Source organism: Shewanella sp. Isolate8, assembly GCF_022398495.1.
Lineage (GTDB): Bacteria > Pseudomonadota > Gammaproteobacteria > Enterobacterales > Shewanellaceae > Shewanella > Shewanella aquimarina.
Map to the genome: position 1 here is coordinate 769,400 of NZ_JAKEVI010000001.1, position 14,401 is coordinate 783,800.

Annotated in this window: 14 protein-coding genes; 11 read left to right on the plus strand and 3 right to left on the minus strand. The window is 54.4% G+C overall.

What is annotated here, in order from left to right:
• Positions 1 to 70 precede the first annotated feature (70 nt).
• From L1D43_RS03295 to L1D43_RS03345, 11 genes are all read left to right on the plus strand, one after another.
• Positions 71 to 1,702: a DUF3943 domain-containing protein gene (locus L1D43_RS03295; protein WP_239849941.1), complete on the plus strand. Its 1,632-nt coding sequence runs from the start codon at positions 71 to 73 to the stop codon at positions 1,700 to 1,702.
• Positions 1,703 to 2,004: 302 nt separating this feature from the next.
• Positions 2,005 to 3,258: a serine hydroxymethyltransferase gene (gene glyA, locus L1D43_RS03300; RefSeq protein ID WP_041510465.1), complete on the plus strand. Its 1,254-nt coding sequence runs from the start codon at positions 2,005 to 2,007 to the stop codon at positions 3,256 to 3,258.
• 124 nt (positions 3,259 to 3,382) lie between these two features.
• Positions 3,383 to 3,856 (plus strand): transcriptional regulator NrdR, encoded by a 474-nt coding sequence (gene nrdR, locus L1D43_RS03305; protein ID WP_041510466.1) that lies wholly within the window; start codon positions 3,383 to 3,385, stop codon positions 3,854 to 3,856.
• 52 nt (positions 3,857 to 3,908) lie between these two features.
• Positions 3,909 to 5,057, plus strand: a complete 1,149-nt coding sequence (ribD, locus tag L1D43_RS03310) for a bifunctional diaminohydroxyphosphoribosylaminopyrimidine deaminase/5-amino-6-(5-phosphoribosylamino)uracil reductase RibD (protein ID WP_239849942.1) — start codon at positions 3,909 to 3,911, stop codon at positions 5,055 to 5,057.
• 6 nt (positions 5,058 to 5,063) lie between these two features.
• On the plus strand, positions 5,064 to 5,729 hold the full coding sequence (locus tag L1D43_RS03315) for a riboflavin synthase (protein WP_239849943.1): 666 nt from the start codon (positions 5,064 to 5,066) through the stop codon (positions 5,727 to 5,729).
• An 82-nt stretch (positions 5,730 to 5,811) separates the two neighbouring features.
• Complete coding sequence (ribBA, locus tag L1D43_RS03320; RefSeq protein WP_239849944.1) at positions 5,812 to 6,915, plus strand: bifunctional 3,4-dihydroxy-2-butanone-4-phosphate synthase/GTP cyclohydrolase II; 1,104 nt, start codon at positions 5,812 to 5,814, stop codon at positions 6,913 to 6,915.
• A gap of 123 nt (positions 6,916 to 7,038) precedes the next feature.
• Positions 7,039 to 7,515 carry a 6,7-dimethyl-8-ribityllumazine synthase gene (ribE, locus tag L1D43_RS03325; RefSeq protein WP_011864992.1) on the plus strand — a complete coding sequence of 159 codons (477 nt, stop codon included), beginning with the start codon at positions 7,039 to 7,041 and terminating at the stop codon, positions 7,513 to 7,515.
• Between the two features lie 14 nt (positions 7,516 to 7,529).
• Positions 7,530 to 7,934, plus strand: coding sequence for a transcription antitermination factor NusB (gene nusB / locus L1D43_RS03330; protein WP_011864993.1), 405 nt, complete (start codon positions 7,530 to 7,532; stop codon positions 7,932 to 7,934).
• Between the two features lie 131 nt (positions 7,935 to 8,065).
• On the plus strand, positions 8,066 to 9,022 hold the full coding sequence (gene thiL / locus L1D43_RS03335) for a thiamine-phosphate kinase (RefSeq protein ID WP_239849945.1): 957 nt from the start codon (positions 8,066 to 8,068) through the stop codon (positions 9,020 to 9,022).
• Positions 9,023 to 9,024: 2 nt separating this feature from the next.
• Complete coding sequence (locus L1D43_RS03340) at positions 9,025 to 9,519, plus strand: phosphatidylglycerophosphatase A (RefSeq protein ID WP_239849946.1); 495 nt, start codon at positions 9,025 to 9,027, stop codon at positions 9,517 to 9,519.
• A gap of 177 nt (positions 9,520 to 9,696) precedes the next feature.
• Positions 9,697 to 10,134 carry a GFA family protein gene (locus L1D43_RS03345; protein WP_239849947.1) on the plus strand — a complete coding sequence of 146 codons (438 nt, stop codon included), beginning with the start codon at positions 9,697 to 9,699 and terminating at the stop codon, positions 10,132 to 10,134.
• Between the two features lie 90 nt (positions 10,135 to 10,224).
• Here L1D43_RS03345 and L1D43_RS03350 read toward each other — a convergent pair whose 3' ends face one another.
• From L1D43_RS03350 to L1D43_RS03360, 3 genes are all read right to left on the minus strand, one after another.
• Positions 10,225 to 11,430, minus strand: a complete 1,206-nt coding sequence (locus L1D43_RS03350) for a hypothetical protein (protein ID WP_239849948.1) — start codon at positions 11,428 to 11,430, stop codon at positions 10,225 to 10,227.
• A gap of 203 nt (positions 11,431 to 11,633) precedes the next feature.
• On the minus strand, positions 11,634 to 13,295 hold the full coding sequence (gene recN, locus L1D43_RS03355) for a DNA repair protein RecN (RefSeq protein ID WP_239849949.1): 1,662 nt from the start codon (positions 13,293 to 13,295) through the stop codon (positions 11,634 to 11,636).
• 85 nt (positions 13,296 to 13,380) lie between these two features.
• Positions 13,381 to 14,349, minus strand: coding sequence for an AEC family transporter (locus L1D43_RS03360; RefSeq protein ID WP_239849950.1), 969 nt, complete (start codon positions 14,347 to 14,349; stop codon positions 13,381 to 13,383).
• Between the last annotated feature and the right edge of the window lie 52 nt (positions 14,350 to 14,401).

The following is a 14,401-nucleotide window of genomic DNA, read 5'->3' on the forward strand; positions in this document are numbered from 1 at the left end:
GCCCGGTCGGTGATGCCTGGGCACCAATAAAAATAAAGACAAAAATAACCACAAAGATAAGGGATCGATCTTGAACGCCACCCCCCCATTTTTTGCTGCCTCCCTGTTTGGCGGCATGAGCCTACTATTGTCAGCCCCTGCGCTAGCCGATACTCAGCCCCAAGTCGTTGAAACATTGCCTCTAGTGGCACAGACGGATCGCCCCGTGACACTGTCGGCGGCGCTGGCTAGTGATGGAGATGCCTCTGTAGAGAAAGAAGCCCTTAGCGAAAAAGGTGTCCTTAGTGAAAAAGATGCCCTTAGCGAGAAGGACTGGTGGGGAGCCACGCTGGAGATCTCTACCGTGCTGGTGCTGGGTGAGCTGCTCTATAAGACTGGCTCACAGGCCATGGAAGATGATTTCGATTATGAAATCGATGGCAATGCGGCCGAGTTTTTCTACGACAGGCTGACTACAGGTGCGTCGTGGAAATATGATGATAACGATATCGGCATGAACTGGGGCCATGCCTATGCCGGCGCCCTCTATTATCAGGCGTTTCGTAACCATGGCTTCAACTATTACGAGTCGACCCTGGGCACCTTTGCCGCCTCTACCATCTGGGAGGTGTTTGCCGAGTATAAGGAAGTGGTGAGCATCAACGATCAGATAGTCACCACCTGGGGCGGCGCGGTATTGGGGGAGAGCCTGTATCAGTTTACCGAGATGCTGGACGCCAAAGAGGGCTGGCTGCCCGCCGGCCTGAGCTACCTGTTTAACCCCTCGCGGGCGGTGCGGGGCTGGTTTGGCTACCCGAGCCCTAACAGGTTCGATCGCAGCCAGGCCAAAGACAGCTTCTCCGTCTATACCGGCGTGCGCTATGCCAGCAAGGACGAGGCGGACGTCAGCAGCACCATGGTGATGCTGGGGATGCGCGCCGCTATCGACAGCCGCGAAGGAAAGTATGATTCACTGAGCGGCACCCCGAGCCGGGTCGAGATGATGATGGAGACCGCGGTCTCCCAAGAAGGCGTGGAGGAGTGGCAGATGGCCACCCAACTGCTGCTGGCAAGCTACGGCCGCAAACATAAAGGCGGGGGACTGGCAAGCGACTGGTCCCATAGCTTCTATGTCGGCCCATCGACGGGCATGGAATATACCAGCCTGGGGCTGGAGCTGGATGAAGATTTCTACGCCGTGGTCAATCTACTCGGCCTGTCGTTTGGGGCCAACTGGTCGACTCAAGATATCAATATCGATCTGCGCAGCGATCTCTTTGGTGACTTTGCCATGGTGAAGCCGTTCGCGACCAAAGATTATCTGTCTCAGGGGCGGCATTTCTGGGGCACTAAATCAGTGCTCTGGGAGGGAGAGTATGGTTACGCCTGGGGCCACACCTTTAATCTGTCGCTGGAGGCCAGCTACCGCAACCTCCTATTAGGCATGAAGCTTAAGTCCCAGCGCTGGAGCTCGATCAACGACAAAGAGAACGAGCGCGCCCCCCAGTGGAACCCCAATAACAGCGATCTGGATTTTGATGACGCGAGAGACAGGTATGAGATCTATCTTAGCTATGGCGTTAGCGACGATTTGACCCTGAGTCTGCACCATGAGCGGATCGATCGCAGCGGCGAAATTCACGGTATCGACAACCCTGGCATCTATAGCCGCCTTGACGACACGGAGCTGCGTAGCTGGCTGCAACTCGAATACCATTATTGATTACCTTACTGATTACCTTTACTAATGCAAAATGACGGCCCGGCGCCGTCATTTTTGTTGGATTAATAAAACAGTGTTTTCGTTCAAAAGGCTGTAAACCAGCCATTTTGTCCCTTGCAAAAAAGGAGTCTTGGCAAAACAGGGCTTAATCGCCCGACTTTTGTTGTAAGGGGCATTTTGATGAACATTTCTCAGCTTGAATCGCAACTAATTTCATGTCGCAAATGCTGGGATTGTGATCGAATGCACTGTAGAATACCGCGCAACCCTACCTTAATAAGACTTTACAGCTGGAGTGACCAATGCTGAAAAAAGAGATGAACATCGCCGACTTTGATCCGCAACTGTTTGAAGCGATCCAGGAAGAGACTCGTCGTCAAGAAGAGCACATCGAGCTTATCGCCTCGGAGAACTATACTTCTCCTCGCGTGATGGAGGCTCAAGGTTCTCAGCTGACGAACAAGTACGCCGAAGGTTATCCTGGCAAGCGTTACTACGGTGGTTGTGAGCATGTCGATATCGTCGAAAACCTAGCTATCGAGCGCGCCAAAGAACTGTTCGGTGCGACCTATGCTAACGTTCAGCCTCACTCTGGCTCTCAGGCTAACAGCGCAGTTTATATGGCGCTATTGCAACCAGGCGATACCGTACTGGGTATGAACCTGGCTCACGGCGGTCACCTGACTCACGGCTCACCAGTAAACTTCTCTGGCAAGCTGTACAACATAGTGCCTTACGGCATCGACGAGTCTGGCAAGATCGACTACGACGAGATGGAGCGTCTGGCCGTTGAGCACAAGCCTAAGATGATGATTGGTGGTTTCTCTGCTTACTCTGGTATCGTCGACTGGGCACGCATGCGTGAGATCGCCGACAAGATTGGTGCTTACCTGTTTGTCGACATGGCCCACGTTGCAGGCCTTATCGCCGCCGGTGTCTATCCTAACCCAGTGCCACACGCACACGTGGTGACTTCGACGACTCACAAGACTCTAGCCGGTCCTCGCGGCGGTATCATTCTGTCTGCGGCGAATGACGAAGACCTATACAAGAAGCTGAACTCTGCGGTATTCCCAGGTGGTCAGGGGGGCCCATTGATGCACGTTATCGCCGGTAAGGCGGTGGCCTTCAAGGAAGCGCTGTCTCCTGAGTTTAAGGCTTACCAGCAGCAGGTTGTGGTTAACGCTAAGGCGATGGCTAACACCTTCATCGAGCGCGGTTTCGATGTCGTTTCTGGCGGCACAGAAAACCACCTGTTCCTGCTGGATCTGATCGCTAAAGATATCACGGGTAAAGATGCCGATGCGGCCCTGGGTCGTGCCAACATCACGGTAAACAAGAACTCAGTGCCTAACGATCCACGCTCACCTTTCGTGACCTCGGGTCTGCGTATCGGTTCGCCTGCCATCACGCGTCGCGGCTTCAAAGAAGCTGAAGCGGTTGAGTTGACTAACTGGATCTGTGACATTCTCGATGACATCAGCAACGAAGGCACTATCGAGCGCGTGAAGAACCAGGTGCTTGAATTGTGCGCTAAGTACCCTGTTTACGGTTAACCTTAAGGGTTAAATCGGGTAAACTCCGATGGCCGCTACTGATTTAATATTGGTAGCGGCCATTTTTGTATCTATTTCAAGGGAAAGCTCCCCAAGATACCGATTAGCATATGCTGGAGGCTCAATGCATTGTCCGTTTTGCAGCGCAACCGACACTAAGGTGATTGATTCTCGTCTGGTGGCCGATGGTCATCAGGTGCGTCGTCGTCGCGAGTGTCTGCTTTGTCACGAGAGATTTACCACCTTCGAAGGCGCCGAGCTGGTGATGCCCAGAGTGGTGAAACAAGATGGCAGCCGCCAACCCTTCGATGAAGACAAGTTGCGTGGCGGCATGCTCAGGGCGGTCGAGAAGCGCCCCGTGTCGATGGACGAGATAGAGCAGGCGCTCAGCAAGATTAAATCTACCCTAAGGGCCACGGGCGAGCGCGAGGTCACCTCTAAGATGATAGGTAATCTGATGATGGATCACCTGGTCAATCTCGACAAGGTGGCCTATATCCGCTTCGCCTCCGTGTACCGCGCCTTCGAAGATGTCTCCGAGTTCGGCGAGGCGATTGCCAAGTTGCAAAACGATAAGAGCAAACCGGGCAAGTCTTAGATTATGCGTAGCGGGGCTTCCCCAATTATTCTCAAGAGATGGCGATCCAGACATGGCCTGGTCCAAATTTGATTCTCAGATGATGGCGCGCGCCATCCAGTTGGCCCGCAAGGGCCAGTACACCACTCGTCCCAATCCGAATGTCGGTTGCGTGCTCGTCCAGGGGGAGACCCTTGTGGGCGAGGGCTATCATATCGCCGCCGGCGGCCCCCACGCTGAGGTGCACGCCCTGCGTATGGCGGGCGATAACGCCAAAGGCGCCACTGCCTACGTGACTCTGGAGCCCTGTAGCCACTATGGCCGCACGCCCCCCTGCGCCGAGGGGCTGATAAAGGCGCAGGTTTCCCGCGTCGTGGTAGCGGTCACCGACCCAAATCCTCAGGTGTCAGGCCGGGGGACCAAGATGCTCGAGGATGCCGGTATTCGCGTCGAGGTCGGCCTGCTGCAAGAAGAGGCCGCTGCCCTCAACCCTGGGTTTATGAAGCGGATGCGCACCGGACTTCCCTGGGTCAGCATCAAACTGGCCGCCAGCCTGGATGGTAAGACGGCGCTTTCCAATGGCGTGTCTAAATGGATCACAGGTCCTGAGGCGCGCCGCGACGTGCAGCGCATGCGCGCCCGTTTCGACGCCGTAGTGACAGGCATAGAGACGGTACTGGCCGATGACCCAAGTTTGAACGTACGACATGGGGAGCTAGGTTATTTGCGCGAGCAGCTAGCGGATGCCGATATTCGTCAGCCTCTGCGTGTCGTGCTCGATTCTCGTGCGCGTCTTGGCGCCAAGGCTAAGCTGTTTGACACTGAGTCCCCCGTGCTCTTGGTGAGCTGTCAGCCCTATCCCGATGAGATCGTCAGAGCCTGGCCTGAGCAGGTGAGTCAACTGCAACTGACCAGCGAGAATGGCCAGGTGCCGTTAAAGGCGCTGCTCGAATACCTTGGCGGACAAGTTAACAGTGTGATGGTGGAGGCTGGGGCGACACTGGCCGGCGCCTTCATGGCACAGGGACTGGCGGACGAGTTGGTGCTGTATCAGGCGCCCAAGATCTTAGGCGGCCACGGACGCAATCTGCTGGCCCTGCCAGACTATACTGAGATGGCACAGTTACCCGGCCTGCGTCTGTGTGACGATCGCCGCATCGGCGCCGACAGACGCCTTACCTTTCAATTGAGTCACAATCATTTACCGAGCGATAAAGAGTAGTTAGTCATGTTTACTGGGATCATCGAGGCTGTGGGCAGCCTGAGAAAAATTGAGCGTCGCGGCGATGATATTCGCCTGACCGTGGCGAGTGGCAAGCTGGACTTAAGTGACGTTAAATTGGGTGACAGCATAGCCACCAATGGCGTGTGCCTGACCGTCGTCGAGCAGATGGCCGATGGTTATGTGGCCGATATCTCCGCCGAAACCGTTGCGCTTACCGGTTTTGCCCATTATCAGGTGGGGCAGAAGGTCAACCTGGAGAAGGCGGTCACCCCAACTACGCGCCTTGGCGGCCATATGGTAAGCGGCCACGTCGACGGTGTGGCCAGCGTGGATGACAGGCAGTATCGCGGCAAGGCGATCGAATTCTGGTTGACGCCGCCCAAGGGCTTAGCGCGCTATATCGCCCATAAGGGCTCTATCACCATAGATGGCGTTAGCCTGACGGTGAACGAGGTGGACGGCGAGCGTTTTCGCCTGACCATAGTGCCTCACACCGCCAGCGAAACCACGCTTATCGAGCTCAAGGCGGGTGACAGGGTCAACATCGAGGTGGATCTGATCGCCCGGCACCTGGAGCGCCTGCTGAGTTTCTCTCAGTCAGAGGAAAATCCAGCGAAAGAATCAAAGGTCACCATGGATCTGTTAGCTCGCTCCGGCTTTTTAAGATAGACACTGGCAATCCCGGTCGATAGCAGATTAAATAACTCTTACTATAAGAATATTTCAAGGTCTAACAGTTTAAGGTCTAACAATGGCACTACACAGCATAGAAGCGATTATCGAAGATATCCGTCTGGGTAAGATGGTTATCTTGATGGATGACGAAGACAGAGAGAATGAAGGCGACCTGATCATGGCCGCCAACCTGGTGACGCCCGAGGCGATCAACTTCATGGCCACATATGGTCGCGGCCTCATCTGCCAGACCATGACCAAGGCCCGCTGCGAGCAGCTTAACCTGCCGCTGATGGTGAGCAACAACAATGCCCAGTTCTCCACCAACTTCACCGTGTCTATCGAGGCGGCAGAAGGGGTGACTACGGGTATTTCTGCCTATGACAGAGCCGTTACCGTGCAGGCCGCCGTGGCCCGCGACGCCAAGCCGTCGGATATCGTGCAGCCGGGTCATATCTTTCCACTGATGGCCCAAGAGGGCGGGGTACTTATCCGCGCCGGTCATACCGAGGCGGGCTGCGATCTGGCGCGCCTGGCCGGTCATGAGCCATCGGCGGTGATCGTCGAGATCCTCAACGAAGATGGCACCATGGCCCGTCGCCCGGATCTTGAGGTGTTTGCCGAGAAGCATGGCCTCAAGATAGGCACTATCGCAGATCTCATCGAATACCGTAATACCAAGGAAACCACTGTGGTGCGCGAGGCCAAGTGCAAGCTGCCGACCCGTTTCGGCGAGTTCGACATGATCACCTACCGCGACACCATAGATAACCAGCTGCACTATGTGCTGGTGAAGGGAGAGGTAGAGCCTAACGCCTTGGTCCGTGTGCATCTGCAAAACACATTCAACGACCTGCTGCACTCTGAGCGCGACGAGAAGCGCAGCTGGCCGCTGGAAAAAGCCATGGCGCGTATCGCCGATGAGGGCGGCGTGTTAGTGGTGCTGGGTCATCAGCAGAGTAACGAAGAGCTAATCGCTAAGGTTAAGGCCTTCGAGGCGGAAGATAAGGGCGAGATTGGCGCACCGGCGCCGTGGCAGGGCACCTCACGTCAGGTGGGTGTGGGCTCGCAGATCCTTGCCGATGTGGGCGTGACCAGCATGCGTCTGCTCAGCTCGCCTAAGCGTTACCATTCGCTGTCGGGTTTCGGGTTGGAAGTCACTGAATATATTGCAGAATAAGTTACTCTGTAGGGAATTCATCGATTTGAGTTAAATTGCATGGGGATCAACGCGGTAGGCTGTGGTATCATACCGCCTCTTTTTTCCCGTGCCGGGTTTGTTAAGCTAATTTAGGTAAGATAAATGAACGTAGTTCAAGGTAATATCGAGTCGAAAAACGCCAAAGTGGCCATAGTGGTTTCACGTTTTAACAGCTTCGTGGTTGAAAGTCTGCTAGAAGGCGCGGTGGATACATTGAAGCGCTTCGGTCAGGTCGCCGATGACAACATTACCGTTGTCCGCGTACCCGGTGCCGTAGAGCTGCCACTGGCAGCCCGTCGTGTGGCGGCAAGTGGTAAATTTGACGGTATCATTGCGCTGGGCGCCGTGATCCGTGGTGGTACGCCACACTTTGATTTTGTTGCAGGCGAGTGTAACAAGGGGCTGGCTCAGATAGCGCTTGAGTTCGACCTTCCTGTGTCATTCGGTGTATTGACCACAGATACCATTGAACAAGCTATCGAGCGTTCTGGTACTAAGGCGGGTAACAAGGGCGGCGAAGCGGCACTTGGTCTGCTAGAGATGGTCAATGTTCTGCAAGAACTAGAACAGCAGTTGTAAGATTAGGAACCAAGATGAAACCTTCAGAGCGCCGTAAAGCCCGTCGTCTAGCGGTACAAGCTATCTACTCATGGCAGCTAAGCGGCAATAATGTTGCCGACGTGGAGCATGAATTTCTCACCGAGCAGAAGATCGATGGCGTCGACGTTAGCTATTTCCGTGAATTGCTATCAGGCACCACGACCAAGTCGGCTCAGTTGGATGAGTTGATTATGCCTCACCTCGAGCGCCCGTTCGATGAGGTTTCGCCTATCGAGAAGGCGGTGTTGCGCATCGCCACCTACGAGCTGACCTTCCGTAAGGATGTGCCTTATAAGGTCGCCATCAATGAGGCGATCGAGCTGGCCAAGGCCTTCGGCGCCGAAGATGGCCACAAGTTCGTTAACGGCATTCTCGATAAGATAGTCGCTAAAAAGTGATACAATAAACGGCGTCCCAGGATGCCGTTTTTTATATTCAGGTTTAGCCTCGACGTCGCCTTCGTTAGCTCGATGTTGCCTTCGCTAAAAAGTGTGCTAGCTGATTAACCCTTACTATGGTTCTTAAGACTGTGAAAGAGTTTACACTGATAGATCATTTCTTCGCTAACCTAGGCCAGAACCGCCGTGATGTGCACCTCGGCATAGGTGATGACTGTGCCCTGGTCCAGCCTGGTGAAAACAAAGTGATTGCCATCTCCTGTGACACCCTGGTTGAGAATGTACACTTCTATGCCGATATGCCTGCCAAGGCGCTGGGTTATAAGGCGCTGGCGGTTAACCTGTCTGATCTCGCCGCCATGGGGGCCGAGCCTGCCTGGATGACGCTTGCCCTTACGCTTCCTGAGGTGGATGAAAGCTGGCTTCAGGAATTTAGTCAGGGGCTGAAAGAGGCCGCCGAGTATTATGGGGTTGCCCTGGTTGGTGGCGACACGACCCGTGGTCCTAAGTCGATCACCATCACCATCAACGGCCAGGTGCCCGAGGGCAAGGCGTTAACCCGAGGCGGCGCCAAGAATGGCGACTGGATCTATGTGACCGGTAGCCTCGGCGATTCCGCCGTGGGGCTGGCCATTCTGGGTGACAAGCTTAATATCGAGGGTGAGGCGAGAGAGCACTTTATTCAGCGTCACTATTTCCCGACGCCCAGGGTACTCGCGGGTCAGTCGCTGCGAGGATTAGCCTCGAGCGCCATCGATCTTTCCGACGGTTTCGTGTCTGACATAGGCCATATCCTTAAACAGTCTCAGGTGGGAGCCGTAGTAGATGTCGATCGTCTGCCCTTGTCGGCCCAGATGCGCGAATCTTTGGATGAATCTGTGGCACTTGGCTATGGCCTGACCGGTGGCGAAGATTACGAGTTGCTGTTTACCGTTCCCGAGGCTCAGCGCGGCGCGCTGGAGACGGCACTGGCCCACGCGGGGGTAAGCTTTACTCAGGTGGGGCAGATCGCCACCGGCGACAAGCTGCGCCTGATCAAGGGCGGCGAACCCTACACTCCAACACACTTTGGTTTCGAGCACTTTTAAACATGCAGTTATGGTCGAGCGATCCGGTTCTTAAGAAGCTTTCTCTGGCAAACCCTATTCATTTCCTGGCCTTGGGTTTCGGTTCAGGCCTAGCCGCCAAGGCCCCAGGCACCTTCGGTACCCTGGCGGCGATTCCGCTTTATCTGTTGATGGCAGGCCTTCCGCTGAGTTGGTATCTGGGGTTGACCCTGCTGAGCGTACTCGCCGGTTTCTATATCTGTGACAAGGCCTCTAAAGATATGGGGGTGCATGATCACGGCGCCATCGTCTGGGACGAAGTAGCGGGCCTGCTTATTACCCTCATCGCCGCCCCCGCTGGTTGGCTCTGGCTGTTGATTGGTTTCGCGCTATTTCGCTTCTTCGACATCCTCAAGCCCTGGCCCATCAAGGTACTCGATGCCAAGGTTCATGGCGGTATCGGCATAATGATCGATGACGTGCTCGCCGGAGTGTTTGCATTTTTGTGCCTGCAGGGGATCGTCTATCTGGCAGGATAGTGACAGGCTTACCCAGTTCATATTGAGTTGAAATAAAGTCCCGACTGTCGATGGCGAGCGCGCCGAGACAATCGGGATTTTTGTTTTTGGCACTCCAGCAAAAATTTGATTTGTCACTGCGCTGACTGCATGCTCAGTTTTAACTTTTAGTCATTTTCAGGCAAGAGGAGACTGGTTATGGATGATGAGAGCCTTAATCAAAACAGGTTGGAAGTTGAGTATAGTGGTAGCTGTCTCTGTGGCGGCGTGGCCTTTAGCTTAGTGGGTCGCTTCGATGCTTTCTATTTGTGTCACTGTAGCCGCTGTCAAAAGGGCTCGGGCTCGCTCCATGGGGCCAACCTGTTTTCCAATCATTTAGCTCTTGTCTGGCGGCGTGGCGAGGCCTTGCTGCAAACCTTTCAAGTAGCGAATACTCGGCACAAGCGATGTTTTTGCAAGGTGTGCGGCTCGCCTATGCCTTATCGGCTGCAGGCGTTTAATCTGGTCGTGGTGCCAGCAGGCTGTCTGGATGTCGAGGTACCCATTATGCCTACGGCAAAGCTGTTTATGGCAGAGCGCGCGAATTGGGGGGAAGAACTCCAATCTGTGCCGGGTTTCGATCGTCTACCGGAATAGCATTTTAGCGCTGAAAATTTTTGGCATTTATATCCCCTGAAGCTGGTCAGGGGATGAGCTGTGATGACGGAAAAAGAAACTGTAGGCTCGTTATTCTGGTGAGCTCTCATTAGGTTTTTCATCATTGGTCTCAGTCACCATCCCTGCTGAGATGGCAGGAGTCGTTATGCGGGTAACAAGCTCGGCGCGCAGCGATTCCAGTTTGTTAGCAGTAGCCTGGTAACTCTCGAATGATGGAATACCAGAACAGAGGATAAATTTACCCATTGGATTGTAGGCGTACTCTTGCAGGGTCGAGAGCGAGAGATCGTTAGGGCACTGCTTGATGCTTGCCTTGCCAGTTAAGATATCTGCGTAGCGGTTTGAGGTATCCTGTTTTTGCAACAGTGGCATAAGCATCGCCTCGGCGATCTTAGCTGTGATGCTGGCGTCTTCACCTGCCTCAAATGATTGATTCACTTTAGTTAGGAAGTGCCACTCACCACGTTTAACCCGCTTTAGTGACAACACTTCTTCTGAGGTGGACTGCAGCCAGAGGCTAGGTATTTGAGTATCCTCATCCTCTGTTCGCTTTTGACTGACGAGCACCTCGCCCAGCTTCATGTTTTGCTTGAGCGCGTCTATGGCTAGGAATTTATTGCTTAGCATGTTGATTCGCTCGGCGGCCTGCTGCCAGAACTGCATATCTGTATCTATGGCGGTTATGAGGGAGGCTGGATCCGTTCCATTGAAATAAGCATTAACAAGGTACAATTGCCTTGCAGCAGCAAGATGTTTAAAAGACACCATGCTGCGATAGGGATTAAAGTGGGTATCATCTTGCCATTGACCGAGGGAGAGTAGGGTGCGGTAGCGCTCAATTAGCCAGGCAAAGTCATCGAGTGTGGCCTTAAGAGGCTCTGGCTCGGCGAATAGGGCTGCACACTCGTCGAGATAGCCTTCTTGTTTGAGGCAGTTGGAAATAGCCCATTCGGGAAGCTCGAATTTTTCGTCGACAGTCTGTGTTGGCCTTTCTAAAACTCCAAGTTGTTTGAGCGCTTGATAGCGTTCAAGTCCGACCGCCATGGGGTCATCATCTTCCGGCGCATCGAAACCAAAGGCGTAAAGATAAGGATTGTTTTCAAGATGCTGACTCAAGGCGGTCTCTTCGGCGTTCACCTGCTTAAGAAAGGCGCTGGCCTGCTCTGATGGCGCGCTATCTTGCAGATTAATTAGCAGCAAGATGAGATAGCCGCCGACGGGAATGAGTAGCAGGGTAAATAAGATCCATTTCAGAGCACGAAAAAAGTGTCGCATTTCAAATCCTTGTGGCTTTTAACTTAGTATCGACAGCAAAGGGCTCAGTTTATCAGAGTCTCTTCGCTGTGCAACAGCGCTACATTAGCGGCGCAATAGGCTCACCTCAGAGGTGCTTATGAAATAAAAAGCGCGGCCTGAATCTTGCCGCGCTTGCGTTCGCTAATCTGCTTAATGGCTGTCAATGTCAGGGTTTATCAGTCTTAGCCCTGTAGTAACTCCTTGGCGTTGGCCAGGGTATTGTTGGTGATGACATCGCCACCAAGCAGGCGCGCCAGCTCCTCGATACGTTGCCCCTTATCCAGTGGCACCATGGAGGTCTCGGTTTGGCCTGACTTGCTTTGCTTGTTGACGAACATATGCTGATGACCGTTACCGGCCACTTGGGGCAAGTGGGTCACACAGAGTACCTGTGTCGACTCGCCTAAGGCGCGCAGCATCTTGCCCACCACTGCCGCGGTCGGGCCTGAAATCCCCACGTCGACCTCGTCGAAGATGAGGGTCGGGGTGGCAACCTTCTTGGCGGTGATCACCTGAATGCCCAGGCCGATACGCGACAGCTCGCCGCCCGAGGCCACCTTGGCGATGGGCTGTAGCGGCTGACCCGGGTTGGTCGTGACCTGAAACTCCACAGTATCGCAGCCGTTTGGCGACATCATCTCGGGATTAAACTGTACGTCGATGACAAACTTGCCCTTAGGCATGCTCAGCTCATGGATAGAGCGGGTAACCTGCTTGTCCAATTCCTTGGCGTAGCGTTGACGGCTCTGGCTGAGCTTCTGGGCGTGGGCGATGAAGCTCTCGCGGCAGCTCTGAAGCTGCTGGGCGATCTCATCGAGCTTCTCCTCATCCGAGTCGAGCTCGCTCAGCTCCTGGCTAAGTGCCTGATGATGCTGATAGAGATCTTTGGCGTTCACATGGTGCTTGCGCGCCAGCATCATGATTTTAGACAGGCGTTGCTCCAGCGCAGCAAAGTGATCCGGGTCCAGTTCCAGCCTGTCTAAGTATCTTTGTAGCTCGCTGCTGCTCTCTTGCACCTGGATCAGGGCATCGTTGAGCATGTTGCCCACCCCTTTAAGCTCAGGATCGTAACCTTCGAGCTCCTGGGCCTGATCTAGGCTCATGTTGAGTAGCGATTCGATGGCGCCCTCTTCGCTGTCTTGCAGCAGATAGAGGGTGCGTTGGCAGGCCTGGATAAGCGCCGTACCATTGGCCAACTTCTTATGCTCGGCCTCTATCTCTTCAAACTCCTCTTCGCCCAGGGCAAATTCGTCTAGTTCTTCGACCTGATATTGCAGCAGCTGCTTGCGGGCGATGCGTTCATGTTGTGACTGCTGTAACTGACTCAGTTCTTTCTGGATCAGCTTGAAGCGCTGGTAGCTGGCGCTACAGGCATCGAGCAGCATCTTGTGGTTGGCATAGCTGTCGAGCAGGGTAAGTTGATGCTCACTCTTTAACATGGCGTGGTGGGCATGTTGGCCGTGAATGCCGATAAGCAGCTGGCCCAGGGCGCGCATCTGGCTCAGGGGAACCGGGTTGCCGTTGATGTAGGCCCGTGAGCGACCGTCGCTGCCTATGGTGCGGCGCAGGATACATTCGTCGTCTAGCTCAAGATCATTGTCCTCTAACCAACGTTTGGCCAGCGGGATATCGCTGAGGGCGAAGCGGGCACTGACTTCGGCCTTGCTGGCACCGGGACGGACCGTATTGGCATCGGCGCGGTTACCCAGGCACAGGCCCAGGGCATCGATGGCAATCGATTTCCCCGCGCCGGTTTCGCCTGTGATGCTGGTCATCCCAGACTTAAAATCGAGTTCTAAAAAGCGGACAATGGCAAAGTTATTGATGCTGAGCTGACAAAGCATGATGACATCCTTTTACAAAGTACTGTATTCATGCACAGTATATACTGAATTTTTATACAGTAAATACCTGTGTGCTTTTTATCCGTTAAAACACGCTGGCGGTGCCCGAGCCGAGCCAATAGTGCAGCAGTGGAATGGTGGCAAAGCTAATCACTATTCCTAAGCTGATGGTCTGGGCGCTACTGGTGGCACCCACGTTGAATCTGTGGGCTAGCAGGTAGACGCTGGCGGCGGTAGGCAGGGCGGCCAGAATCACCCCCATCTGTAGCAGTTGTCCGCTAACCCCTAAGGCGCCCAGTAGCAGGTAGGCCAGCAGCGGCTGTAGTAGCAGCTTACTCAGGTTAAGCATGGCCAGCTCGGCAAGGCGTGACTGTATGCCGGCGGCATTTCTGCCTCCCTGATTGGCCTTGCAGAGCACCATGCCGATGGCAAACAGGGCGCAGGGGCTAGAGGTCATGCCAAATTGCCGGATGATCTCGGCGATGGGGCGATAAAGCTCAATATGGGCGGCGGATATCGCCATGCCGGCCAGGCTACCCAATATGATGGGGTTTTGGATGAGGGCCAATACTACCGTCTTGAGTGCGCTATCTGTCTGGCCCTGAAACAGTGCCAGCTGAGCTAGCACTATGGCAAATACGGTTACCGATAAAAGGCTGGCCAGGGCGGCAGCGGCCAATGCCAGCTGATCGCCGGGAAACAGCATCATCATCAGCGGGATGCCGATGAAGGAGGTGTTACCAAAGGTGGTGTTGAGGGCGCGGATGGCCGCCAGGGGCTTCTCTTTCGGTTGTAACCAGAGGGAGAGCAGGCCGGTCAGCAGGTAAATCAGGATCATGGCCAGGCTGTAGCCGCCAATAAATCCCCAGTTGGTGATCTCTTCGATCGGGGTTTCGGCCAGCACTATCATCATGATCGCCGGAAAGGCGATGTAATAGACATATTGATTAAGCACGTTGTCGCTGCCCTCGGGCAGTAGCCGGGCTTTTTGCACGACAAAGCCGGTGACCATGATGCCAAATACGACAAAGAGTGGCGAGAGAGTGGATAACATAGGGAGACGACTTCCTTGGCTTGAGTCTGAGTGGCGCTTATCCTAAAAACTG

Bases quoted from the DNA above. Each gene is read 5' to 3' on its own strand.
- glyA (WP_041510465.1), top strand. From the start codon at position 2,005: ATGCTGAAAAAAGAGATGAACATCGCCGACTTTGATCCGCAACTGTTT.
- nrdR (WP_041510466.1), top strand. From the start codon at position 3,383: ATGCATTGTCCGTTTTGCAGCGCAACCGACACTAAGGTGATTGATTCT.
- ribD (WP_239849942.1), top strand. From the start codon at position 3,909: ATGGCCTGGTCCAAATTTGATTCTCAGATGATGGCGCGCGCCATCCAG.
- L1D43_RS03315 (WP_239849943.1), top strand. From the start codon at position 5,064: ATGTTTACTGGGATCATCGAGGCTGTGGGCAGCCTGAGAAAAATTGAG.
- ribBA (WP_239849944.1), top strand. From the start codon at position 5,812: ATGGCACTACACAGCATAGAAGCGATTATCGAAGATATCCGTCTGGGT.
- ribE (WP_011864992.1), top strand. From the start codon at position 7,039: ATGAACGTAGTTCAAGGTAATATCGAGTCGAAAAACGCCAAAGTGGCC.
- nusB (WP_011864993.1), top strand. From the start codon at position 7,530: ATGAAACCTTCAGAGCGCCGTAAAGCCCGTCGTCTAGCGGTACAAGCT.
- L1D43_RS03340 (WP_239849946.1), top strand. From the start codon at position 9,025: ATGCAGTTATGGTCGAGCGATCCGGTTCTTAAGAAGCTTTCTCTGGCA.
- L1D43_RS03345 (WP_239849947.1), top strand. From the start codon at position 9,697: ATGGATGATGAGAGCCTTAATCAAAACAGGTTGGAAGTTGAGTATAGT.
- L1D43_RS03350 (WP_239849948.1), bottom strand. From the start codon at position 11,430: ATGCGACACTTTTTTCGTGCTCTGAAATGGATCTTATTTACCCTGCTA.
- recN (WP_239849949.1), bottom strand. From the start codon at position 13,295: ATGCTTTGTCAGCTCAGCATCAATAACTTTGCCATTGTCCGCTTTTTA.
- L1D43_RS03360 (WP_239849950.1), bottom strand. From the start codon at position 14,349: ATGTTATCCACTCTCTCGCCACTCTTTGTCGTATTTGGCATCATGGTC.